This window comes from Lactobacillus taiwanensis (assembly GCF_017894345.1).
Classification (GTDB): Bacteria; Bacillota; Bacilli; order Lactobacillales; family Lactobacillaceae; genus Lactobacillus; species Lactobacillus taiwanensis.
Genome location: NZ_CP059276.1, coordinates 1,039,013 through 1,063,158, shown reverse-complemented (window position 1 = coordinate 1,063,158; position 24,146 = coordinate 1,039,013). Strand labels below are relative to the sequence as shown.

The 24,146-nt window shown below is 34.4% G+C and carries 27 protein-coding genes; 22 read left to right on the top strand and 5 right to left on the bottom strand.

Annotation, left to right across the window (positions count from 1 at the left end; genetic code table 11):
• Window positions 1-128 precede the first annotated feature (128 nt).
• The 16 genes from H1A07_RS05075 to H1A07_RS05000 all read left to right on the top strand — a co-directional run bounded on the left by H1A07_RS05075 (window position 129) and on the right by H1A07_RS05000 (window position 15,830).
• Window positions 129-986 (top strand): DegV family protein, encoded by an 858-nt coding sequence (locus H1A07_RS05075; RefSeq protein ID WP_210144521.1) that lies wholly within the window; start codon window positions 129-131, stop codon window positions 984-986.
• On the top strand, window positions 986-1,213 hold the full coding sequence (locus tag H1A07_RS05070) for a YozE family protein (protein ID WP_094523323.1): 228 nt from the start codon (window positions 986-988) through the stop codon (window positions 1,211-1,213). The genes H1A07_RS05075 and H1A07_RS05070 overlap by 1 nt, the downstream gene beginning before the upstream one ends.
• A gap of 7 nt (window positions 1,214-1,220) precedes the next feature.
• Window positions 1,221-2,672 carry a S41 family peptidase gene (locus H1A07_RS05065; protein WP_210144520.1) on the top strand — a complete coding sequence of 484 codons (1,452 nt, stop codon included), beginning with the start codon at window positions 1,221-1,223 and terminating at the stop codon, window positions 2,670-2,672.
• Window position 2,673: 1 nt separating this feature from the next.
• Window positions 2,674-3,513, top strand: coding sequence for a ribosome biogenesis GTPase YlqF (ylqF, locus tag H1A07_RS05060; protein WP_210144518.1), 840 nt, complete (start codon window positions 2,674-2,676; stop codon window positions 3,511-3,513).
• Complete coding sequence (locus H1A07_RS05055) at window positions 3,510-4,262, top strand: ribonuclease HII (protein ID WP_094498389.1); 753 nt, start codon at window positions 3,510-3,512, stop codon at window positions 4,260-4,262. Before ylqF ends, H1A07_RS05055 begins: the two co-directional genes overlap by 4 nt.
• 52 nt (window positions 4,263-4,314) lie before the next feature.
• Entirely contained in the window at window positions 4,315-5,160 is an 846-nt protein-coding gene (gene dprA, locus H1A07_RS05050) for a DNA-processing protein DprA (RefSeq protein ID WP_210144516.1), read from the top strand.
• A gap of 65 nt (window positions 5,161-5,225) precedes the next feature.
• Window positions 5,226-7,307 carry a type I DNA topoisomerase gene (gene topA / locus H1A07_RS05045; RefSeq protein ID WP_057719291.1) on the top strand — a complete coding sequence of 694 codons (2,082 nt, stop codon included), beginning with the start codon at window positions 5,226-5,228 and terminating at the stop codon, window positions 7,305-7,307.
• A 97-nt stretch (window positions 7,308-7,404) separates the two neighbouring features.
• On the top strand, window positions 7,405-8,721 hold the full coding sequence (gene trmFO / locus H1A07_RS05040) for a methylenetetrahydrofolate--tRNA-(uracil(54)-C(5))-methyltransferase (FADH(2)-oxidizing) TrmFO (protein WP_210144515.1): 1,317 nt from the start codon (window positions 7,405-7,407) through the stop codon (window positions 8,719-8,721).
• A gap of 2 nt (window positions 8,722-8,723) precedes the next feature.
• Window positions 8,724-9,647, top strand: coding sequence for a tyrosine recombinase XerC (gene xerC / locus H1A07_RS05035; protein WP_094498385.1), 924 nt, complete (start codon window positions 8,724-8,726; stop codon window positions 9,645-9,647).
• A gap of 4 nt (window positions 9,648-9,651) precedes the next feature.
• The gene (gene hslV / locus H1A07_RS05030) at window positions 9,652-10,176 is read left to right on the top strand and encodes an ATP-dependent protease subunit HslV (protein WP_094498384.1); all 525 of its coding nucleotides are present in this window, start codon (window positions 9,652-9,654) and stop codon (window positions 10,174-10,176) included.
• Window positions 10,177-10,186: 10 nt separating this feature from the next.
• Window positions 10,187-11,581, top strand: coding sequence for an ATP-dependent protease ATPase subunit HslU (gene hslU / locus H1A07_RS05025; protein ID WP_210144513.1), 1,395 nt, complete (start codon window positions 10,187-10,189; stop codon window positions 11,579-11,581).
• 27 nt (window positions 11,582-11,608) lie between these two features.
• The gene (locus H1A07_RS05020) at window positions 11,609-12,496 is read left to right on the top strand and encodes an aldose 1-epimerase family protein (RefSeq protein WP_210144511.1); all 888 of its coding nucleotides are present in this window, start codon (window positions 11,609-11,611) and stop codon (window positions 12,494-12,496) included.
• A 60-nt stretch (window positions 12,497-12,556) separates the two neighbouring features.
• Window positions 12,557-13,159, top strand: coding sequence for a LysR substrate-binding domain-containing protein (locus H1A07_RS05015; RefSeq protein ID WP_210144509.1), 603 nt, complete (start codon window positions 12,557-12,559; stop codon window positions 13,157-13,159).
• A gap of 151 nt (window positions 13,160-13,310) precedes the next feature.
• The gene (locus H1A07_RS05010; RefSeq protein WP_094495927.1) at window positions 13,311-13,874 is read left to right on the top strand and encodes a metal-dependent hydrolase; all 564 of its coding nucleotides are present in this window, start codon (window positions 13,311-13,313) and stop codon (window positions 13,872-13,874) included.
• 266 nt (window positions 13,875-14,140) lie between these two features.
• Window positions 14,141-14,602: a hypothetical protein gene (locus H1A07_RS05005; RefSeq protein WP_210144507.1), complete on the top strand. Its 462-nt coding sequence runs from the start codon at window positions 14,141-14,143 to the stop codon at window positions 14,600-14,602.
• Between the two features lie 196 nt (window positions 14,603-14,798).
• Window positions 14,799-15,830 carry a YeiH family protein gene (locus H1A07_RS05000; RefSeq protein ID WP_210144506.1) on the top strand — a complete coding sequence of 344 codons (1,032 nt, stop codon included), beginning with the start codon at window positions 14,799-14,801 and terminating at the stop codon, window positions 15,828-15,830.
• A gap of 118 nt (window positions 15,831-15,948) precedes the next feature.
• Here the strand turns inward: H1A07_RS05000 and H1A07_RS04995 are convergent, their stop codons facing one another.
• From H1A07_RS04995 to H1A07_RS10225, 4 genes are all read right to left on the bottom strand, one after another.
• Window positions 15,949-16,362, bottom strand: a complete 414-nt coding sequence (locus H1A07_RS04995; RefSeq protein WP_094502975.1) for a DUF3021 domain-containing protein — start codon at window positions 16,360-16,362, stop codon at window positions 15,949-15,951.
• Window position 16,363: 1 nt separating this feature from the next.
• On the bottom strand, window positions 16,364-16,801 hold the full coding sequence (locus H1A07_RS04990; protein ID WP_210144504.1) for a LytTR family DNA-binding domain-containing protein: 438 nt from the start codon (window positions 16,799-16,801) through the stop codon (window positions 16,364-16,366).
• A gap of 208 nt (window positions 16,802-17,009) precedes the next feature.
• Window positions 17,010-17,408, bottom strand: coding sequence for a transcriptional regulator (locus H1A07_RS10230; protein ID WP_244974093.1), 399 nt, complete (start codon window positions 17,406-17,408; stop codon window positions 17,010-17,012).
• Window positions 17,409-17,419: 11 nt separating this feature from the next.
• Complete coding sequence (locus tag H1A07_RS10225; RefSeq protein ID WP_244974092.1) at window positions 17,420-17,878, bottom strand: LysR family transcriptional regulator; 459 nt, start codon at window positions 17,876-17,878, stop codon at window positions 17,420-17,422.
• Between the two features lie 120 nt (window positions 17,879-17,998).
• On the opposite strand from H1A07_RS10225, the gene H1A07_RS04980 reads away from it, so the two are divergent.
• From H1A07_RS04980 to abc-f, 5 genes are all read left to right on the top strand, one after another.
• A complete protein-coding gene (locus H1A07_RS04980) occupies window positions 17,999-18,535 on the top strand; it encodes a flavodoxin family protein (protein ID WP_210144502.1) in 537 nt (178 codons plus the stop codon).
• A 12-nt stretch (window positions 18,536-18,547) separates the two neighbouring features.
• Window positions 18,548-19,588: an alcohol dehydrogenase catalytic domain-containing protein gene (locus H1A07_RS04975; protein WP_210144501.1), complete on the top strand. Its 1,041-nt coding sequence runs from the start codon at window positions 18,548-18,550 to the stop codon at window positions 19,586-19,588.
• A gap of 11 nt (window positions 19,589-19,599) precedes the next feature.
• A complete protein-coding gene (locus tag H1A07_RS04970) occupies window positions 19,600-19,974 on the top strand; it encodes a DUF2255 family protein (RefSeq protein ID WP_210144500.1) in 375 nt (124 codons plus the stop codon).
• 4 nt (window positions 19,975-19,978) lie between these two features.
• Window positions 19,979-20,830, top strand: a complete 852-nt coding sequence (locus tag H1A07_RS04965; RefSeq protein ID WP_210144498.1) for an alpha/beta hydrolase — start codon at window positions 19,979-19,981, stop codon at window positions 20,828-20,830.
• Between the two features lie 677 nt (window positions 20,831-21,507).
• Entirely contained in the window at window positions 21,508-23,013 is a 1,506-nt protein-coding gene (abc-f, locus tag H1A07_RS04960; RefSeq protein WP_210144496.1) for a ribosomal protection-like ABC-F family protein, read from the top strand.
• Between the two features lie 80 nt (window positions 23,014-23,093).
• Here abc-f and H1A07_RS04955 read toward each other — a convergent pair whose 3' ends face one another.
• A complete protein-coding gene (locus tag H1A07_RS04955) occupies window positions 23,094-23,552 on the bottom strand; it encodes a pyridoxamine 5'-phosphate oxidase family protein (protein WP_057719274.1) in 459 nt (152 codons plus the stop codon).
• Window positions 23,553-23,635: 83 nt separating this feature from the next.
• Between H1A07_RS04955 and H1A07_RS04950 the strand changes: the two genes are divergently transcribed.
• Entirely contained in the window at window positions 23,636-24,085 is a 450-nt protein-coding gene (locus tag H1A07_RS04950) for an acetolactate decarboxylase (protein ID WP_244974091.1), read from the top strand.
• Window positions 24,086-24,146 lie beyond the last annotated feature (61 nt).

Here is a 24,146-nt window from a genome sequence, read left to right as displayed (position 1 = left end):
TTATAATAACTTTATAATCTATTTAATAAATTTTAACTCATTTTTGTATTTTTGATATACTTGAGGTTGTACTTAATAAATTCTAACATAGAATAATAATTAAAGAAGAATAGGGGATAGGAGCTAGAATGGCTAAGATTAAAGTAGTAACTGATTCCTCAGTTCAATTAACTCCTGAAGAAATTGATAAATATAATATTACAGTAGTTCCATTAACTATTACTATTGATGGTCAGACTTACACAGATGGCGTCGACATTAGCCGCGAAGAATTTGTAAAAAAGATGGATGAATCAAAAGAATTGCCTAAGACTAGTCAACCGTCTATTGGAGTTTTTGAAAAAGTATTCAGAGAATTAACCGAAGATGGCAGTCAAGTTGTCGGAATTTTTCTTGCCCGTTCTTTAAGTGGAACTATTGAAGCTGCTAGACAGGCAGCCGATTTGATTGGTAAGGGTGATCAGATTGACTTGGTGGATTCTGAGCTTACTGATCGTGCAGAAGCATATCAAGTTTTAGCTGCGGCTAAGGATGCACAGGAAGGCAAGGGTCTCGAAGAAATCCTTGCTCATATTGAAAAGCTTAAGCAAAATCAAAAATTAAGAATGATTGTCGTAAATCTTGATAATTTGATTAAAGGTGGTCGTCTGGGGCCAGTAGCTGGTAAGATTGCCACTTTATTAAATATTAGAATTGAATTGCACATGCCTAATGGTAATCTAGATGTTGCTAAAAAGGGACGTGGCAAGAAATTCTCTAAGAATTTTGATAAACGAATTTTAAAATACGTAGAAGAGCATAAGCATGAACTTAAAGAAGTATCCATTTCTTACGTTGATACTTTAGAAGATATGCAAGCATTAGGTGAAAAGATTAAAGAAATTAATCCTGATATTAAGGTGTTAATTCGTGTTACTAGTCCAATTATTGCAACTCACGCTGGTAGCGGAGCTTATGCAGTTTTCTATACAACGGAGGACTATTAATGGCATATCGTGAAAGCTTTTATCGCTTTTTAATGACGCAAAGAAATCCAGGATCTTTAGATGATATTGCTCAATTTGCTAATAATGCTCAACATGACAGTTCTTTTCCAAAACAAGAAGAAGACTATGAAAAGTTATCAGAATATTTAGAATTAAATGCTGGTTATTTACCAAGCATGAGCATTTTTGACAAGGCATATCAATTATATTTAGATAATATGAACTGAGGCTAATATGGCAGAAGTAGAACCAAATAATTCTCATCAAAGTAAAGAAATTTCAAATAATAAAAAGAAGCATCTTCCCAAATATGCTCAATTTTTGTTAACCGGTATAGCTGGTGCAGCAATTGGTGCAGGTTTGACCTTTGGAATTATGGAAGTTAAGGAACTAAAGTCACCTTTTTATCAAGTTGAAAAAGTGTATGAGCAATTACAAGGTTCATATTATAAAAAAGTCTCACCGCAAACATTGCGCCAAGGGGCAATTAACGGGATGCTTAATAGTCTTAATGATCCTTTTTCTGAGGGATTAAGTGGAGCAAATCAAGAACAAGTTAATAATATTTTAGAGGGTTCGAGCTTTGGCGGAGTAGGTATTCAGATGGCGGTACGCAACAATAAAGTTGTTGTGGACTCTATTGTTGCTGATTCTCCAGCTTCGAAAAGTACTATTAAGCCTGGCGACGAGATTGTTGCCGTTGACAATAAAAAAGTCAGCGCAGCCCAATTTACAAAAGTAGCAACTTTAGTTAGAGGGAAAATTGGTACTAAAGTAACATTAAAGCTTAAGCGAGGTAATTCTACCTTTAATGTTACTTTAAAGCGTGCTAAAATTTCTCAATCTAGCTTAACTAAGCGTACTGAAGACAATGCTACGATTATTACAATTACGCAATTTGATGTTAATACTGCTAAAGATTTGAAGAGTGCTTTAAAGTCAATAAATACTAAAAAATATCCTAAGCTAATTATTGATTTACAAGATAATCCAGGTGGAGAAATGAATGCGGCTTTGAAGTCTGCATCGTATTTCTTACCCAATAACAAGATAATTATGCAGTACAAGGATCGTACCCAAAAAGAAGTGATTCGTTCTGATAAAAAATTATCAGGTGGCTTCCATACTTCATTAAGACCAATTATTTTAATTAATGGCAATACCGCTAGTGCCAGTGAGATTTTTACGGCTGCTTTAGTAGAAAATCACCGTGCAGTTTCTGTTGGTCAGACTAGTTATGGTAAGGGTACTGTTCAAGAAGTCGGACAAACAGCAGATGCAGAGTATAAATATACGATTGCTAAGTGGCTGACACCAAATGGTACTTGGATCAATCAAAAGGGATTAAAGCCTACTTATCCGGTTCCAGAATCTGCTTTAGCAAAACTACCCCAATTCCAAAGTATGAGTATTTTAAAGAAGTCGATGACTGGTGTTGATGTAGCTACTTTGCAGCAATATTTAACTGCTTTAGGTTATATGCCAAAGCACGTTACTGGTGTTTTTGATGATGAAACTAAAAATGCGGTAGTCGAGTTCCAAAAAGCACATAATTTGACATCAGATGGTATAGTAAATGGGCAAGTGCAGGCTCAACTTTACTTGGCAGTAGCGCAAAAATTGCAAGATGATAATCCTGCTTTAAAGAAAGCTCTGAGTTTAAATCTAAAGGATGTGGAGGATTAAAATGGCAACTATTCAATGGTATCCAGGACATATGAATAAGGCTAAAAATCAACTTGAAGATAATTTAGACTTAATTGATGTTCTAATTGAAGTATTGGACGCACGCTTACCAGTTTCTTCCCGTAATCCAATGATTGGACAATTAACGATGAAGAAACCGCATATCATTATCTTAAATAAGGCTGATTTAGCTGATCCAATTCAAACTAAAAAGTGGACTAGATATTATCAAGACGAGGGCAATTTTGTTATCTCAATGGATGCTCAGCACAACACTAATATGACTAGCTTATATAAGATAATTAAATTAGCTGGTAAGGAGAAAACTGATAAGTTAATTGCTAAAGGTGCATCAAATCCAATGATTCGTGTGGCAATTGCGGGAATTCCTAACTGCGGAAAATCAACAATTATTAACCGAATGGTTGGTAGAAATGCAGCAATTGTTGGTGATAAACCGGGCGTAACTCGCGGACAAAGTTGGCTTAAAACTAAAACTAACGTTCAAATTTTAGATACACCGGGTATTTTGTGGCCAAAATTTTCTGATCAAGAAGTAGGCTATAAATTAGCTGCTTGTGGTGCAATTAAGGCTGATATTTTCCATCCTGATGATGTTGCCTTATTTGTGATTGAATTTTTAAAGCAAAATTATGAAAAAGATCTTGTTAAATTTGCGCAAGCAACAAGTGAAGAAATAAATAATATGTCTAATCCAGATTTGTTATTGGCAATGACTAATAAGTATGGCATGAGAGACGATTATGATAAATTCTCGCTTTTCATGCTTCAACGCTTGCGTAAAGGAAAATTGGGAAGGATTACATTCGATCTTAGATGACCATTACTGAAATCAAAAGCTTGCTTCAAGGAGAAGTAAGTATCGAACAATTAAATGAGTTAAAAGCTGACGAACGAAAAGGGGTTCAGAAGCTGTTAATTAGTTATGAGAAACGCCAAGCAAAATTTGCTCAAGCTAAGGCTCAATTTCAGGCTCGCTTTTCTTATGAAAAAAGGTTCTGGCTAAAAGATCAGCTAGTTGCTGGGGTTGACGAAGTAGGACGTGGTCCATTAGCTGGACCAGTAGTTACTGCAGCGGTTATTTTGCCGCATGATTTTGATTTAATTGATGTTAACGATTCAAAAAAATTATCTCCCAAAAAACGCCAGGCTCTTTTTCCAAAAATCTTAGAAAAAGCTATTAGCGTAAGTGTCGGGTTAGCTAATAATGATGTTATTGACCGAATTAATATTTATGAAGCTGACCGTGTTGCAATGGCACATGCAGTCCAAGGATTGAAGGTAAAGCCAAATGCTTTATTAGTCGATGCTATGAATGTGCCTTTAAGCATTCCACAGGTTAAATTAATTCATGGGGATGCAAAATCTAATTCAATTGCGGCAGCTAGCATTGTTGCTAAAGTTTTTCGAGATAATTTAATGGATGCATATGGCGAATTATATCCTGAATATGATTTTAAACATAATGCAGGATATGGTACACGTGAACATATGGAAGCACTAAAAAAATATGGTCCAACGCCGATACATCGCCGTTCTTTTGCTCCAGTTAGCGAATACGAAAAATAAATAAAAAATAAACCTTCACTTTTGCGTACTTGATAGTGGAGGTTTTATTTATATGAATTTAAAAGAATTTTGTTTAAGATTAAAATTGCAACAAGGCATTGGGATTACCACTTTAGGGAAAATTGCAGAAAATTTTACTTCAGAGGAAGAAGTAACAGTTGACAAAATAGAGACTTTATCATTAAAATCAAATATCCAAAATCTTGTTTTTGCTGCGATGAAAAATGATAAGTTTAATTCTTGGATTGAGAAAATTGAGTTGCAGTGTAATGTTGTAACAATTTTTGATTCAATCTATCCTGATCGACTTCGCGAGATGTATAATCCACCGACGCTACTTTTTACACGAGGAGATTTATCCTTGCTGCAAAAAGAAATTACAGTTGTTGTTGGCGCTAGGCAGCCAACAAGTTATAGTCGCTTTGTATTAAAGCAATTAATTCCGCAGTTAATTGAGCAGGATTTTGTGATTGCAAGTGGATTAGCGCGTGGAGTTGATGGAATTGCTCATCGAGAAACGTTAAATAACCATGGCAAGACAATTGCCGTAGTTGGAAATGGCCTTAACCATTTTTATCCGCAAGAAAATAAGGCGCTTCAAGAAGAAATTGTGGCTAAGGGATTACTAATTAGTGAGTATCTACCCGACACGCCACCGCGCCCTTATAGGTTTCCTGAACGCAATCGGATATTAGCGGGTTTAAGTAAAAATATTATTGTCACTGAAGCGAGGAAGAGATCAGGATCTTTAATTACTGCAAATATTGCTTTAGAAGAAAATAGAAATATTTTTGCAGTTCCTGGCCCTGTTTCTAGTCCCTTATCTGAAGGGCCTAATGAGTTGATTGCAGCGGGTGCTTATCCATTAGTTAATGCTGATTTTAAAAACTTACTTTAGTTGACAAGAGTGAAATTTTTGGTATTTTAGAATTTGGTAGAAATTGTGCAAGGAAGGGGCATTTTATGCCTACTAAACGAAAAAATAAAAAGAATTTAGTTATTGTCGAGTCTCCTCATAAGGCTAAGACAATTGAAAAATATTTAGGTAGAAATTATCATGTTATCGCTTCAAAAGGTCATATCCGTGATTTACCCAAGTCCCAAATGGGAGTTGATGTAGACCATGATTATCAACCAAAATATATTTCCATTCGTGGAAAAGGCGATACGATTAAAGAATTAAAAAGTGAAGCTAAAAAGGCTAAATACGTTTATCTTGCTTCCGACCCCGATCGTGAAGGAGAAGCTATTGCTTGGCACGTTGCGCATGCCTTGAACTTAGATCCTAAAGAGCATAACCGAGTTGCCTTTAATGAAATTACTAAAGACGCTGTTAAAAATGCCTTTAAAAATCCACGAACAATTGATATGGATATCGTTGATGCTCAGCAAGCACGTCGTGTTCTTGACCGCTTGGTTGGTTATTCAATCAGCCCTATTTTGTGGCAAAAGGTTAAGAAGGGGTTGTCTGCTGGACGTGTTCAGTCAATTGCCTTGAAGCTTGTAATTGATCGTGAAAACGAAATTAAGAACTTTAAGCCAGAAGAATACTGGACAATTGATGCTGATTTTGAAAAAGGCAAAGAAAAATTTAAGGGTGCTTTTTATGGTATCAAAGGTAAAAAGCAAGAATTGCCAAATAATGAAGCAGTTCAGGATGTTTTAAAACGCATTGATAAGCGGAAGAACTTTGAAGTTACAAAGGTAGTCAAAAAGGAAAGAAAACGTCAGCCTGCTGCTCCATTTACTACTTCAACTATGCAGCAAGAAGCAAACAAACGCTTAGGCTACCGTACTCGTAGAACAATGAGAATTGCTCAATCTCTTTATGAAGGAGTTAACTTAGGTAAAGGTTCAGTAGGGTTAATTACTTATATGCGTACTGACTCTAAACGAATTGCTAATGTTGCAAAACATGAAGCTTCAAAATTTATTCACGAAGAATATGGTGAAAATTATGCAGCAGTTAAGCCACAGCATTTTAAAAACGATGCGGATGCTCAAGATGCTCACGAAGCAATTCGTCCAACCTCAGCCTTTAGAACTCCAGCTTCAGTTAAAGAATATTTAACTACTGAAGAATATCGTCTGTATACTTTAATTTGGTCAAGATTTATTGCTAGTCAAATGACGCCAGCTGTTTATGATACAGTCAGAGCTGATATTGAGCAAAATGACGTAACTTTTAGAACAACTGGTTCAAAACTTAAGTTTGCTGGTTTTACCAAGGTTTACGACAATCAAAAAGAAAAGAACAATGAGTTACCTGAGTTAAATGAGGGTGATAAGGTTAAGCTTAAGAAGACTGATGATCGTCAGCACTTTACTCAACCACCAGCACGTTATACTGAAGCTAGTTTAGTTCGTGCTCTTGAAGAAAATGGCGTAGGTCGTCCATCAACTTATGCACCAACAATTGATACTATTCAAAAGCGTTATTACGTGAAACTTGAAGGTCGATCTATTGTACCGACTGAATTAGGTGAAATCGTTGATAAGTTGATCGAAGAATTTTTCCCAGATATCGTTAACGTAGACTTTACTGCACAACTTGAAAACGATCTTGATGGTGTTGAAGTAGGGAAGAAGAATTGGATCAAAGTAGTTGATGAATACTACAAACCATTTTCTAAAGAATTAGATAAGGCTGATCAACAAATTGAAAAGGTTCAAATCAAAGATGAACCAGCAGGCTTTAACTGCGACATTTGTGGAGCACCAATGGTAATTAAGATGGGACGCTATGGTAAGTTTTATGCTTGTTCACGCTTTCCAGATTGTCGCAACACTAAACCGATTGTTAAAAAGGTTGGCGTAACTTGCCCTAAGTGTGGCAAAGGCGAAGTTATTGAAAAGAAGTCTAAGCGTAATCGTAAATTCTACGGTTGTTCTCGTTATCCAGATTGTGACTTTGTTTCATGGGATCAACCAATTGGGCGTAATTGTCCAAACGATGGTCATTTCTTAGTTCAAAAGAAGAACAAGAAAGGCCTAGTAATTCTATGTCCAAATGGCGATTATCGTGAAGAGCCAGAAGAAAATTAAATTATTAAAAATTTCAATGATATCATTAAAACGAAAGCGGTTTAATGATATCATTTTTATATAGACTTAAAAAAGTCGAGCAGAAAGGAAAGATTACATGGTAAAGAATGTAACCGTAATTGGCGGAGGTCTTGCAGGAAGTGAAGCTGCATGGCAATTAGCTAAGCGTGGCATTGAAGTAGATTTATATGAAATGCGACCTAAGAAAAATACGCCTGCTCATGAAACTGCAAATTTTGCAGAACTAGTATGTACTAATTCAATGAGATCTAATCAACTCTCTAACGCTGTTGGTTTGTTAAAAGAAGAAATGCGTCAGCTTGATTCGTTGATTATGAAGGCTGCAGATGAAACAGCCGTTCCTGCCGGTGGAGCATTAGCAGTAGATAGGGATAAGTTTAGCTCAGTAGTTACTCAAACTTTAAAGGACTTGCCAAATGTGCATGTTCACGAAGAAGAAATTACTGAGATTCCCAAAAATGGTATTACTATCATTGCAACTGGTCCGTTAACATCTGATACTTTGGCTGAACAAATCAAAGAATTTTGTGGTACTGATTCATTACACTTTTTTGATGCGGCAGCTCCAATTGTCGCAGCAAGCTCAATTGATCGTGATATTGTTTATAAAAAGTCTCGTTATGATAAAGGTGAGGCTGCGTATTTGAATTGCCCAATGACCAAGGAAGAATTTTTCAACTTCTATAAAAACCTGATTAGCGCAGAAACGGCAACTTTACATGGTTTTGAAGATAAAAATGTCTTTGAAGGTTGTATGCCAATTGAAGTAATGGCTAAAAGAGGAGAAAAAACTATGCTCTTTGGTCCGCTTAAACCAGTTGGCTTAGAAGATCCTAAGACTGGAAAAACTCCTTATGCGGTTGTGCAATTGCGTCAAGATAATGCAGCAAGTACAATGTACAACATTGTTGGTTTCCAGACTCATTTAAAATATGGTGAACAAAAAAGAGTATTTTCAATGATTCCAGGTCTTGAAAATGCAAAATTTGTTCGCTATGGTAAGATGCACCGCAATACTTATATTGCTAGTCCAGAAGTTTTAAATGCAAACTATGAAGCTAGAAAACAAGCTGGTCTATTTTTTGCAGGACAAATGACAGGGGTAGAAGGTTATGTTGAAAGTGCAGGTTCTGGTTTAGTTGCCGGAATTAATGCGGCTAGAGAAGCTTTAGGAGAAGAAACGCTAGTCTTTCCTAAATCAACTGCTCTTGGCTCAATGGCACATTACATTACTACAACTAGTGCTAAGCACTTCCAACCAATGAATGCTTCATATGCACTCTTGCCAAAATTAGACTACAAGGTAAGAAACAAGCAAGAAAGACACTTAGAAATTTCTAAGCGGGCACTAAAAGATCTTGAGGCATTTAAAGAAGAAAAGAAGCTTGATTAATAATGTCTAAAGAAAATGATAAATTAATCAAACAATTTCAAGATTACTTGAACTATGAACGTAATTATAGTAAAAATACTGTAAGCTCTTACTTAAATGATCTAAAAGAAGCTAAAGACTTTTTTAAAGAAAATGGAGGCTTTAACGGCTGGGATAAAGTCAAAAGCCGTGATGTTGAAATTTTTCTACAAAGTTTAGCTGCTCAAAATAGATCTAGAACAACCCAGGCGCGTAAGATGTCGAGCTTAAGATCCTTTTATCGTTTCCTTGTTAAAAGAGAAATTTTAGAAAATGATCCTATGCAGACAATTAGCTTAAGATTGGGTGAGAAGAAATTGCCGCAATTCTTCTACGAAAAAGAAATGAGGCAAGTCTTTGAAAGCTTGACTGGCCACGATCAGCTCACAGTAAGAAATCGCGCAATGTTTGAGCTTTTTTACGCAACTGGGATGCGTTTAAGTGAGATGGCATCTTTAAAGCTAGATCAGATTGATTTTGATTTAAAGATTATCTTAGTTCATGGGAAAGGTAATAAAGATCGCTATGTTCCTTTTGGAAAAGATGCAGCGAATGCACTAAAAGAGTATCGCGATGATGTTCGACCTGTGCTACTTGGCCAAAATGACGATTGCGGTTATGTATTTTTAAATAATCGTGGTCAGAAATTAAGTGGTCGCGGGATTGAATACATCATGCAGCAAGTGTTCATTAAGGCTGGAGTAGGTGGGAAAGTTCATCCCCATATGCTTAGACACTCCTTTGCAACTGAAATGTTAAATAATGGTGCAGATTTACGAAGTGTCCAGGAATTGTTAGGACATGAATCTTTGTCGACAACGCAGATTTATACGCATGTCACGATGAAACATTTACAAGCAGATTATCAAAAATTTTTCCCGAGAAAAGATAAGAAAGACGAGGCATAATAATATGACAACAATTTGTTCTGTTAGATATAACAATAAAACTGCTATTGCAGGTGACGGACAAGTTACCTTAGGTGAAAAAGTTATTGCTAAGGCAACTGCTAAAAAAATTAGAAGAATTTATCATGATCAAGTAGTAATTGGTTTTGCAGGTGGTGTAGCTGATGCTGTTAGCTTGCAAGATATGCTTGAAGGAAAGCTTGAGACTTATTCAGGTGATTTACGTAGGGCAGCTGTTGAAATGGCACAAAGTTGGAGAAAAGATCCAACTTTAGCTAAATTACAAGCTATGGTTATTGCTTTTAATGATAAGGATTTGCTTTTAATTTCTGGTAATGGTGAAGTTCTTGAACCCGACGAAGATGTGGTAGCAATTGGTTCGGGTGGTAACTTTGCTCAAGCAGCTGCAATTGCAATGACTCGTCACAGTGAAGGTATGAGTGCAAGTGAAATTGCAAAAGAAGCAGTTAAGATTGCTTCTGGAATTGATGTATTTACAGATGACCACATTACTACTGATGAAATCTAGGTGAAATATTTTGACTGAAGAAAAAACTCCAAAACAAATTGTAGAATTACTTGATAAATATATTATTGGCCAAAACGAAGCTAAAAAATCTGTTGCCGTAGCTTTATATAATCGCTACCGTCGTTTGCAACTACCTAAGCAAATGCAACAAGACATTACGCCAAAAAACATGTTGATGGCTGGTCCTACTGGTGTAGGTAAGACAGAAATTGCTCGTCGACTTGCTAAAATTGTTGATGCACCTTTTGTTAAAGTTGAAGCAACTAAGTTTACTGAAGTTGGTTATGTTGGACGTGATGTTGAATCAATGGTTCGTGACTTAGTTGAAGAAGCTGTTCGCATGGAAGAAAAAGATCAATTCGAACGTGTTAAGCTTCAAGCAACTAAGAAGGCAAATAATCGTTTAGTTAAATTGATTGTACCAGGCATTAAGCGTGAAAATCGTGAAAACTCAATGCAACAAATGATGCAAATGCTTTCTGGTAACTTCAATACGAATCAACCACAAGATAATGAAGAAGTAACTGATGATATTCGCAATGAACGTCTTAGCGTAGCTGATCAACTTAACAAAGGCTTGCTTGAAAATCGTGAAGTTACGATTGAAGTTGAACAAGCTCCAAAAGTTAACCCAATGGGCGACATGATGGGACAAATGGGAATCGATATGTCTAGCTTAATGGGAGACTTAATGCCTAAGAAGACAGTTAAGCGTACTTTGAAGGTTTCAGATGCACGTGAAGTTTTAATTCAAGAAGAATCAAAGAAGTTAATTAACTATGATTCTCTCTACCAACGAGCAATTGAACGTACCCAACAAAACGGAATTATCTTTATCGACGAAATTGATAAAATTACTGCCGGTAACAAAAAGACTTCTGGTGAAGTATCTCGTGAAGGTGTCCAAAGAGACATCTTGCCAATTGTTGAAGGGTCAACTGTTTCAACTAAATATGGTCCGGTATCTACTGACCACATCCTATTTATTGCAGCTGGTGCTTTTGCCGAAAGTAAGCCAAGCGATTTAATTCCAGAATTGCAGGGACGTTTCCCAATTCGTGTTGAATTAAATGCCTTGACCCAAGAAGACTTCGTTAAGATCTTAAAAGATCCTCAAAACTCACTTTTGAAGCAATACATCGCATTGCTTAAAGCTGATGGTATTAAATTAGTCTTTACTCAAGAAGCAATTGACCGAATTGCTCAAATAGCTTTTGAAGTAAATCAGGGAACTGATAACATTGGTGCCCGTCGTTTAGCAACTATTTTAGAAAAATTACTTGAAGATGTTCTTTACGAAGGTCCAGACATGAATATGGGCGAAATTACAATTACTCAAAAGTATGTTGACCAAAAATTGAGTGATATAATTGTTAATAAAGACTTAACAAAGTTTATTTTGTAATTTTAGTAGATAAAGAGAAATTAAATTATGGATTATCAATTAAAAAATAATTTTTTAACAGTAACGCTTTCTGATAAGGGTGCTGAAATCCAAAGTGTTAAAGATGTAAACAGTGGTCGAGAATACATGTGGCAGGCGGATCCCGAAATTTGGGGACGGCATGCTCCGGTTTTGTTCCCAGTAGTTGGACGTTTAAAAGACGATCAATATACTTATGATGGTAAAATTTACCATATGGGACAACATGGTTTTGCTCGGGATGCGCAATTTACTGTTGAAGAACAAGATGATAAGCACATTGTTTTTCTTCTAACTTCTAATGAAGATACTAAAAAAATGTATCCATTTGATTTTGAATTAAGAGTAACTTACACCCTAATTAATAACTTGCTTTCAGAGCACTTTACTGTCACCAATACTGATACTAAGGAAATGATTTTTGGTATTGGGGGTCATCCAGGTTTCAACTTGCCAACTGATAATGGCTTGACTAAGAACGATTATTACTTTAAGTTTGATCCTTCAATGGATCATGTTAAGATCCCACTAAAAGCACCATACCTTGACTGGGATAATCGGTCATTACTTGCAACTGATTCAATGTTTGAAATTAGTGATGAATTGTTTAAAGATGATGCGTGGGTCTTTGAATTAAAGCAACCTAATAAGATTTCGATTAGAACTGATAAGAGTGATTACCACATCAATGTTAAGATGGAGAATGCACCATTTGTTGGTTTATGGTCACAATATCCTAAGTCAGGTAATTATATTTGTGTTGAACCATGGTGGGGTATTGCAGATACTTTAGATAGTGATGGTCAATTGGAACATAAGCGTGGAATGAGTCATATCGCTCCAAAAGAAGTTTGGGAGAATGGTTTTACTATTGCGTTTCATGACAAAGCTAAGTAATTAAGATAAATAAGACTTTGGTTGAAAGATCAAAGTCTTATTTTGTATGCAGGTGAGAAAATGAAGATTGGATATTTAAAAAATTTAGGCAGACATGAGCTTGAAAAAGGAGCAAGTAGATGGCGAGCTTTACATAAAAATGAAAAAGTAATTTTAGAGTCTGTCTCATATGATGAGCTTGAAAAGAAGATTCAAAATAATGAGCTAGATGCAGTATTAGTTAATTCAAGACAGACTATCTACCGGCAACTAGCTACTTATCCGGTTGATGAGGTGTCTCTAGTAGCCCTAGTGCAAGCGGGTAATTTTAATAAATATCAACAAACTGTTGAAATGAGTGATTTAAAGAATTTACCTTGCATTATGGTAGCGGGAGTAGAGGAAGAAAAAAGCGAATACCATTATTTAAAAAGTGTTCTTCAAGTTGATAGTGATTTACTTGCAGTTGAAACTTTAGGAGAGGCAGTTTTAATGGTTGAATCTGGATCGGGCTACTTAATTATGAATGAAAAAACAGCAGCCCACATTGATGATGATCAAGTACAAAAGTTATTCTTATTGAGAGAGGGAAAACAATGCACTGAAGAATATGCTTTTATTGCTAAACCAGAAGATCAGCGAATAGAAGAATTGACCAAGATATTAAAAGAAGCTATCAATTAAAAGTAGAATAATTATGTAAAGCTATAAAAGCATATTATTTGAAAACTCTAGTGCAAAACTAGAGTTTTTTTATACCTTGGCGTATACAAGTTCCCATTCTGGTGGGAATTTTGTTAAAATAGAATATATGTTCTAGAGAGGGTGAAAAGAAGTGCTGACTAGGTCACATAGAATTTGTAGTATTGCAATCGTGGAACTAAGCTTATTATTAACTAATCGTCTATTGATCGATCCAGTTAACAACATTATTATTCTGGCTGCGACTGCCATTGGCGCTTCTTTACCTGATATTGATGAATATAACAGTTCTGCAAGCAAGAAATCAGTGATCAATTTTAGTCTTTTTCTTAAACATCGAGGAATTACTCATTCTTTCCTCGGCTGGGTCATTTTTTCTGGTGGTCTATATTATTTAATGAATAGATTTATTCCTATTCATATCAACAATCTAACTTCTCAGAATTATTGGAGTGCACTTTGGTTTGGGCTGGTAATTGGCTATTTTTTGCATTTAGTTGAAGATAGTTTCAGTAAGCAAGGAGTAGAGTGGCTAGCGCCATTCTATAAGAAAAAACGAAAGTCACCAATTCATTATAAAGTTGGAGGTTGCTTTGAGAACTTTTTAACTATGATGTCTTATTTAGCAGTAATTATGATGACTTTTTATTGGATTTGGCTTTCTTTGACACCTGCAACACAAGTCTTTTTGTTTTGAAAAGTAGACTTAAGCCTGTAAGATAGGTACTGGGGGAAGATTCCAAGAGAGGAGTCCTGACTATGTCCCAATTATTAATAATAGCCGGTTTAATCGGTATGCTGTATGGTGCAGTTGGGCTTAAAGCCCAGCCAATTCCAGTTGAAAATGATACAGTTCATAAAGGACGTTAATTGACCTAGATGACCAAGAGCTAAAATTGCTCTTGGTCATTTTTAGTTTAACCAGTATACTGGTAGAAAGAAGAATATTAAAGGATATGAAGTATGGATTCGAATGAATTAATTTTTACTAAATTAGAAAATAAACGTTTACGTTACAATTTGCTTGCGGACATCTTGCTAATTCTTGGAGGTATTTTAATGTTTAGGCAGCCTCCAATGAGCCTATTATTTCAATTACTTGGAGCCAGTTTAATTATTATCGGAACCGTATTTACTTTTTTATCATTTCGAGTAAGAACTAGTAAACAATATCATGACCTATCTTTATTAGTTAAAAATGAGCCAAGTAGTTTTAAGGAAGTCGTTAATTTATTTGGAGCAAAGTTAGCTGCCTTAGCTTTGTTTGTGGGAATAGGGCTTATCGCATTAGCAATTTGCTTTTTCTTTTTACTTAGTCGCTCTTGGATTAAAGCTTTATTGTTTTTCTTAACATTTGAGACTGTAATTGATTTGAAAGATTTTATGAATAATATCACAAAATTAAAGGATGAAAGTACAATTTAAGCTATCATCCTTTTTATATCAATAAAAATATTTGTGATTTTGTGAGCATATTATTTTACTTTAATTATTGGATTGGATATTATAGTATCATAATAATTTTGCTTTCGAGAAAGAATCACTTTAAAACACTATATGATTGCTTATTCTGTAAATTTTCCTGGGTAGGAGTAAGTAATTAAACTGGAGGTATTTTTTATTGATAAGTATTGTTAAGAGTAAATCATTTGGTCTTGCAGCTGTAATGACTTTAATTTGTTCCGTGGCAGGTATTTTTCTAGCAAAATTACCCTATGTTAACTTGATTGGTGCGTTGGTAATGGCCCTTTTATTAGGAATTTCACTGCAGGTTTTACCGGTTGGGGTAAGAGAAGAAGCAGCCCCAGGGATTGGTTTTATTTCTAATAAGTTTTTGAGATTAGGAATTATTTTACTGGGTTTTAGACTTAATCTTACTAAGTTAGCTGATGCTGGTATTAAAACAATTTTAGTTGCAATGCTAGGGGTAAGTGGAACGATTATTTTGACCTACTGGCTTAGTAAAAAATTTGGGGCGGAAGATGAATTAGCTGTGTTATCAGCTTGTGGCTGTGGAATTTGCGGAGCAGCTGCTGTAATGGGCGTTTCCCCTCAAATTGAGAGTAGAGATGAAGAACGTAAAAGAGAAAACGAGGTCCTTGCTGTTGCCGTAGTGTGTGTGATGGGAACAGTATTTACACTCTTAGAAATTGTGATTAAACCAATGCTAGGGTTAACAGATTCACAATTTGGTATTGTTGCTGGCGGATCTCTTCATGAAATTGCTCATGCTATCGCAGCCGGCAGTGCTTTTGGTGAAGCAAGTTTAGATAGTGCATTAATTATGAAATTATCACGTGTTTTACTTTTAGCACCAGTAGCTTTAATAATTGGATACTGGTACCAAAGAAGACTGGTAAAAGAAAGTGCGCAAGATCATACACAAGCACCTAAGAAATTACCAATTCCTTGGTTCTTAGGCGGATTTATTTTAACCAGTATTTTAGGTACTTTCTTACCATTCCCACCAGTAGTTTTAGATGGCTTGGTTCAAGCAGCATATGTATTTTTGGGGATGGCAATGGCCGCTTTAGGTATTTCCGTTAACTTCAGTGTTATCTTCAAACGTGGTGGTACCGTCTTTGGGGCTGCTGCAATTAGTTCTACTTGCTTGATGATCTTCATGATTATTATGAGTAAGTTATTCTTTTAAATAAATAAAAGCTGGATAGTAGGGATGATGAGCTACTATTCAGCTTTTTACTTAAAATTAAGTTATTAGTAATTAAATTGTTTTATGAATAGTGCTCCTAAATTAGGGCCAACTATTCCTATAACTTCTGATTTAGTTTTTGAATTTGGATCTTGACTTGATGATAAATACATAACCAAATGATGATGTAACCAAATATATAACAAATTGTAAAAATAATTAATGGCGTAAAACTCATTTCGACCCAGTTATTAAATAAGTAGAAGAAAAGGTAATCTAAGTAAATTACGATTGCATTGATTAAAGTGGCGATACCAAGCGATAATTTTTCTACTTTAAAGATTGCGCTAATCCCTCCAGCAATAAAAGCTAACAGCAAACTAGAGAGAATATTTTTATTAACTTCTAAAGTGGAAGTTGGATTATAATGAATCGCTAAGTAATATCCGTAATAGAAAATAGTTAAAATCAATGGTCCAAAGCCGGCAGCAATTAGACCTCTTTTGATAAAATTTAAGATAAATTTTTTCATTTTAATACAGCCTCTTTCTTATTTTGCTAAAGCAACGTCTAGAAACATAATCAGTGAGTCCATTTTTCATGATAATATTTACACCAGCTGTCTTCGTTTCTTCGAAGCGATCAATATAGATTTGATTAACGATAGAAGATTTGTTAATTCTCCAAAAGTTCTTTGGTAAGATATTTGTTAATTGATAAATACGTTTACGAAGATGATATTTTTTATTATTTACGCAAATTGCGGTGATTTTATTATTAAGTATTGTGATCATGATAATATCTTCTAGTTGTAAGATAATCAAGTCCTTGTCCTCATAGGCAATGATTGAATTTGAATTACCATTAGTTAAAACAAACTTTTCTAAATTATCAGTAAAAATGCTTTTTTGATGTACTTGTGCTTGAATTATTTCCTCTTTGTCAGGATTAATTAGCAATTTAAATTTCATCTTTTTAGCTCCTTTCAAGAAAAATTATATTTGATAAACATGAGAATATCTTACTATTGCAATTATCGGTAAATTTTAAAAATTAATCGGTTTAAAAGTTGAATGTTGAATATACAAAAAGCTAGTGTATGTTAATTGATGCACTAGCTTTTACTTTAAAGATGTATCTAAAAGAAATTATTATAGAGTGATCTGTTTGATTAGAGGTTTACTTTTGATCGTATTTACTCCACTGGTCTTGCAACTTTTCAATTAAAGGTTGAACTCGATCCTTAGTGTGTTTTAAGTAACAAGCGTAGAATTTCTGATGTGCTACTTCGTCTTTTAAGGGACGCACGCTACGGTTATCAGGCAAATTATGTCCCCACTTAGAATCTAAACTCGTCAAGTTTGTTGTAAAGAAAGGCAAAATAGAGTATTGAAGAATCTCACTGTATTCACTTGATTCATTTTGAAAAATAATTTTGCTATCTGGAATTTTCTCTTGATAAATTTTAGACCAAAATCCAATTGGCGATGGACTTAAGATTGTCTTCCCCTTGAGCATCTTAAATGACAGTTGCTCATGTTGATTGAGATTACAATTAGCTGGCAAGTTAACAGACATGGATTCTGTCCCTAAGTAAGTTGAACCAATATCCCGATCGTTAATAGAAAGTTAAGCAAAAGACAGGTCACTTGGTGCTCAGCTAATAAATTTTCAAAATTTGATTCAACTAACTCACCTATAATTTGAATATTTTTATCATGTAAAGATCGTAAAACAATACCAGGACCAGGTGCATTGACACCGACAATTAACGTAGTTTGGTCTTTTTCAAATTGCTTGACCCGTTTAGTAAAATCAAGATTATCGTCGATTAACTTTTTTGCTTCACGTGCTGTGTATTTGCCGGTCTCACTTAAGTAGAGTCTGTTTGGCTTTCTAATGAATAAAATAACGCCCAAATCTTCCTCAAGCTTTTTCATAGAATGAGTAACGGCTGGTTGAGTTAATCCAAGAACTTCTGCTGTCTTGGCAACCGTTCCGTACTTTGCGAAGGTTACTAGTTCTTCTAATAAGTAATTTTCGATCATCTATATGTACCTCATTACGATAAATTCAATTTATACTAGCATTAAAAACTGTGATTTTTCAAGTATTAGACGACTAACTATAATTAATTATGAAAATTGAATATAAAAGAAGGAGGCTTTATGACGAAAGTAGTAATTTTAACTGGAAGTCCGAACTTTAATGGTGCTTCTAATAAATTAGCTGATAAATTTGAAAAAGGAATAAGAGAAACTGAAAATAAAGTTTATCGCTATGATGCGGGTTTGCAAGGCGAAAGTGCACCTCATTTTTTGCAGTTAGAACACGCACCAGGTATGGAAGTTGGCATTCCAGATAATGACATAGTAGAAAAAGAAGTAATTCCTAAGCTGCTAGAAGCTGATATTGTTGTTTTAGTTTCATCCCTTTATTATTTTGGTCTTAATGCCCAACTTAAGGCAGTTATTGATCGGTTTTATGATTATAATCATGAACTTAAAGATAAAAAGATGGTCTTTATGATGGCTGGGTATGGTACGCAAGAAGATACGGATGCTGTGAAATTACATATACATAAGTTAAGTGATGATATGCGCGGGCAAATAATTGACGAAATTTATGCGGATGATTCATGGAACGATCAAAAATTAGAAAAGTTTGCTCAAAAGGCTTATGAATTAGGTAGGAGTATTAAATAAGGAGATCTATTTATGAAATATGCAGAATTTGTTAAGGCTGGCGAAATGAAAGTTGTTGATAAGTCAATGCCAAAGATTGAAAAGGATGACGATGTAATCATCAAGGTCCTTCGTACCTGTGTTTGTGGTTCTGACTTATGGGCATATCGTGGTTTAGAAGAACAAGGCCATGAAAATGCTGGTCATGAAATCATCGGTGTGATTGAAGAAGTGGGCAAAGATATTACTACTGTTAAAAAAGGCGATTTTGTAATTGCACCATTTACTCATGGATGTGGACACTGCCGAGCATGTTTAGCTGGCTTTGACGGTGTATGTATGAATCATGACTTGGGTGACAATTTCTCCAGTGGTTATCAAGCTGAATATGTGCGTTTCCAACATGCACAATGGTCATTAGTTAAGGTTCCTGGTAAGCCCGAAGACTACAGTGAAGGGATGCTTAAGTCGTTTTTAGCATTAGCAGATGTAATGGCAACAGGTTATCATGCGGCTCGAGTTGCTAATGTTCAACCAGGTGATTCCGTAATCGTCTTAGGCGATGGTGCTGTAGGTTTATCAGCAATTATTGCGGCTAAGTTGCGTGGAGCAAAACAAATTGTTTCAACTAGTCGTCACCCTGACCGTGAAGCATTGGCTCGTGAATTTGGAGCTACAGATAATGTAGTGCAGCGTGATGAAGAAGGAATTCAAAACTTGCTTGCTATTACACATGGCGGAGCTGATGCAATATTAGAATGTGTTGGTAGTAAGTTATCAAATGAAGAAGCTATTCAAGTAGGTCGACCTGGCTCATTGGTTGGTCGTGTTGGGTTACCACACGGAGCAGAATTAAATCCAGGTTTAATTTTCTTTAAGAATATGAGTGTTGCTGGTGGACCTGCATCAGTTACAACTTATGATAAAGAAGTATTACTTAAGGCAGTCTTAGATGGCAAAATTAATCCCGGTAAAGTATTTACTAAGACTTATTCTTTAGATCAAATTAATGAAGCCTACCAAGATATGGCAGATAGAAAAGTAATTAAATCCTATATTAAAGTTAGTGATTAAAGATGATATTAATGGCACAATGGACTGATGAAGAAATAGCAGCTTTTAAGAATGCGCAAACCTTGCAGAATCGTCCTTATAACGATGACCAATCAAGTTTTGCGGAAGATAATCCAGTTTGGGAAGTAGTTGTAGATAAGCAAGTTTTTATTCGTGGTGCTAAAGGAATTAAGGATACTAAGTGGTATCAAGCAGGCACTAAAAATGGTGGCCAAGTAGAAATTAATGGTCGAAAATTTGAAGTTGAATATCAACCAGTTAATAATGCAGATTTGATTCAAGATATTACCGATGCTTTTAATAATAAATATCATGGTCAATATCCAATTGATTTGATGGTATCAGATCCAGTTGCTAAGGCAACGATTGCAATTGTGAAAAAGTAGAAAAATGAAGAAGAAAAATTTATTTATTTTATTGATGGCCAGCATCCTTTTAATTTTGGCAGGATGTTCAAGCCAAGATAATACTAGTAGTAAAAAGGTGCAAATTACCTCAACGCCGACATTGTTTTTTCATGGTGGAGGTTCATCTTACCATGCTGAAGAGCATATGGTTGATGCCGCCAAGAAAGCTGGCGTAACTAAGTCGGTTATTCGAGCAGAAGTTTCAAAAACTGGGAAAGTTACTTTAGTTGGCACTTGGCCTAAAAATGCTAAAAATCCAATCTGTGAAGTAAACTATGAAAATAATCGTCAACTTGATTTTAATAAACATGGAGATTATGCGACTAATGTAGTGAAGGCACTTCAAAAGAAGTATGGAATTAAGAAAATCAATATGGTGGGTCATTCATTAGGTAATATTTCAATCATTTATTACATGCTTCAGAATGGAAATAAGAAGAATATGCCTCAAATTCAAAAGCAAGTTGATATTGCTGGTCATTTTGCTGGCTTAGATTTTGATGGAATTCCTAATTCAATTAAGCAGCCAAAAGGGATGAAGGTGAATAGTAATGGTAAGCCAAATAAAATGAATTCAACTTATAAACAAATGACTGAAGTTAGGAGTATTTATGCTAAAAAGCATGTGAAAGTGCTGAACATCATTGGTGATATTGGCAACAGTACTGATGGTAGGGTTGATAATAAGTCATCCCTTTCATTGCAGTATCTTGTTAGGGATGGTAACACTACTTATCGTGTGTTGAAGATTAATGGTAAAAATGCGCAGCATTCAAAGCTCCATGAAAATTCGCAAGTTGATAGAGCTCTCATTAAGTTTTTGTGGAATAAGTGATGTACGTTTGATTGAAGGAATAAAGGACTGATTTGGATTAAAATTTCTAGATTGGTATAATATCAAACCGAATTTGTATATTTATGTAATATAAAAAATAATACTAATATACTAAACTCTATGAAGTATTGGTTAATGTTTCATAGAATTTTATTTATACTGTATATTACGTTTTGATAAAGAATGGAGGGTTGAATTTGCTTCCAGATAAGAAAAAACAAATAAGATCTATAGTTGGAATGTTGGTTTTACTCATATTTTTAATCCTGGTGAATGTATATCATCAGAGATTAGATGTATATTGGACTAGTTTCTTGATCATCGGCGGAAGCCTGTTGTTGATTGGAGGTATTTATAGGATTATAAAAATTATCAAGGAATAGTTGGATAATAGATGAACTTATTGAGATATAAATTAACTATTTGTGATTGATTTTGATCATATTTCATGATATCTTAATTTTATCAATTGAAATTCACCTTTAGAAAGAAGGGTCGCTGTTGCGTCTTTAATCTTGCAAATCTAAGCATAGTTGAAATTATTCGTTTTTTATTAAAGGGATGAACTGTGCACTTTTGACAAGATTATTAGACGGACATGATCTTCTTTTAATACGTAAAGACATGAAGAGTCTGTACTTGTCAGAAGTGCAGGCTCTTTTTTCGAGGTGATTTAAATGAGTAGTATTAAAATTTTGAATGTATCATTTAGATATGAAGATAGCAGCAACAATATTTTTAATAATTTAAATTTAGACTTAGATAGCTCTTGGAAGCTAGGACTAGTAGGTAGAAATGGACGAGGAAAAACGACTTTTCTTAATCTTTTACAGGGAAAATTAGTTGGAAGAGGTGAAATTCAAACTAAATTGAATTTTTCTTATTATCCAATTAGGATTAAGAATCCAGCTAATATCACTTTATATGAATTACAAGATCAAATTATGTTTGAACAATGGAAACTAGAGCGTGAGCTAAATTTAATGCACGTTGACTCAAATTTAATCTGGCAGCCATTCAATACTTTAAGCGGTGGAGAACAAACTAAAATTTTATTAGCTTTATCATTTATTGATCAAAATTCTTTTCCTCTCATTGATGAACCTACAAATCATTTAGATAAAGAAAGTCGTCAGGCAATCTGTAAATATTTAACTAAGCATCATAGAGGATATATTGTTGTAAGTCATGATCGTAATTTTTTAAATCAAGTAACTGATCATGTACTAGCAATCGAAAATACTGAAATTCATTTATATCAAGGGAATTATGCAACATATGAACAAATCAAAGAAGGACGTGATGAATTCAATCGTGAAAAAAATGAAAAACTAGCTGGCGAAATTAAAACTTTACATAATCAGAAAGAACAATTTTATCATTGGGCACAAAAAATAGAAGCTAGAAAAAATTTGGGACAAAAAACACAATATATTCTTAACCGTAGAGCTAGAATAAATAAAGCGGCGGTTGGACATGCAGCAGCTAAAATGATGAAGAAATCTATTACAAGTAGAAATAGAATGGATAAAAAGATTGAAGAAAAAGAAGGATTAATGGTTAATATTGAAGATATACCAAAATTAACGATGAACTTTCAATCTAATTATCATTCCACTCTTCTTGAAACTAGAGGTTTAGGTCTGAAAGTAGGGAATAAACACCTATTTTCTAATTTGAATTTGATAGTGAAAAATCATGGCATTGTTGCACTTGAAGGTAAAAATGGCTCTGGAAAATCTACTTTTTTAAAATTTTTATTGAATAAAGCCCTAATAAACAGTAGCGGAAAATATCAGCTAGCTAATGGATTAAGAATTTCGTATTTACCGCAAGATTTCACAATATATCAAGGGAGTTTAAAGAATTTTGCGTTTCATCAAAAATTGTCTTATGAGGATTTGCTTAATATTTTGAAGAAGATGGGCTTTCCTCGTACTAACTTTAATGTGCCAATTGAAGCGATGAGTATGGGACAACAGAAAAGAATCGCTTTGGCAAAATCACTACTTGAGCCGGCAGATTTGTATTTATGGGATGAACCAGCAAACTATTTAGATGTCTTTAATCAAGATCAATTGATTAATTTACTACAAGAAGTAAAACCAGCAATGCTTTTAATTGACCATGATCAGTATTTTATTGAACAAGTTGCCGATGAAAGAATTAAATTAGCTAACTAAACCATATTAAAAAATGGATAGGTGAAAAGAAACCTATCCATTTTTATTTACTTATTTAGTTATGTAGGAAAAATGATTAATTAAAATTCAAATTTTCTTGTAAAAATAGGATGAGTACGATGATCTAAGTAGGCTGCTTCTTTTGGTGTAATTTCTAAAACCCGTAGATCTTCTTTTGCACCTTCAATATCATCTGCATATATTTCATTTAAATAATCATTTTTTTCAAAAATTTCGTCAATATATTTATGTTCGACATTTTTTATTGTTCCCCGAATTGAAAAACCACATGAATCCATCGTGCCATCTCCTTTGTACCCATTAATAATCACCTTAGGTTGATGGATCAAATCTTGAAAGAAGGGATTTTGGCTAGAGGTAACAATGTAGAGCTTACCATTTTTATTTAAAACTAGATCACAAACCTGAGCAGAAGGTGCACCATGATGCGTTGTAGCAACATCAACATTGTGAACTTCATTAGTTGCAAATTTTAAGAATTCTTCATTACTAGTTTGATTATTTAAGATGCTAACCATGTCTATTCCTCGCTTAAATTTATTTTTATTCAAGTTCTATTATAGAATGGATTTGTGATATATCTATATTAGAAGCAGTTGATTTGAAGTTTTCTATTCATTTTGAAGAGATAAAAGATAGTTTTAAGGTCAAGAATTTAACTCAAAAAGAATTAGAAGATAGGATTTTAGCTGACTATCCTTATAAAAATGTCTTTTTTACAGTTAAAATTGTAGAAACTTTTTCAATTGTTAAAACAAGAGTAGTTGAAAAGCAGTCAAGACCTTACAAGACTTTATTGCAAGTAGCAGATGAACAAGCCGTTTTTGAATCTACTGATGTTTCCAGTACAGCTATAGGTTACTTTGCACTGAAGATGTTCCAAGGAATGGCAGCTGCTGGATATCATTTACATTTTTTAGCAGATAATAAATCAATTGGTGGGGAGAATGTCTCCGATTTGGTAGAGTCTTTTTCTGATGCGGTATTGCTTATTATTGTAGATAGCAAAAATCTTATTTTCAATAATTGTAAATATTATAGTACTGTCTAAGTTAAGCATAATTAAGTCTTTATCATCATAGGCAGGTATTATATTTGAATTATCGCTTGAT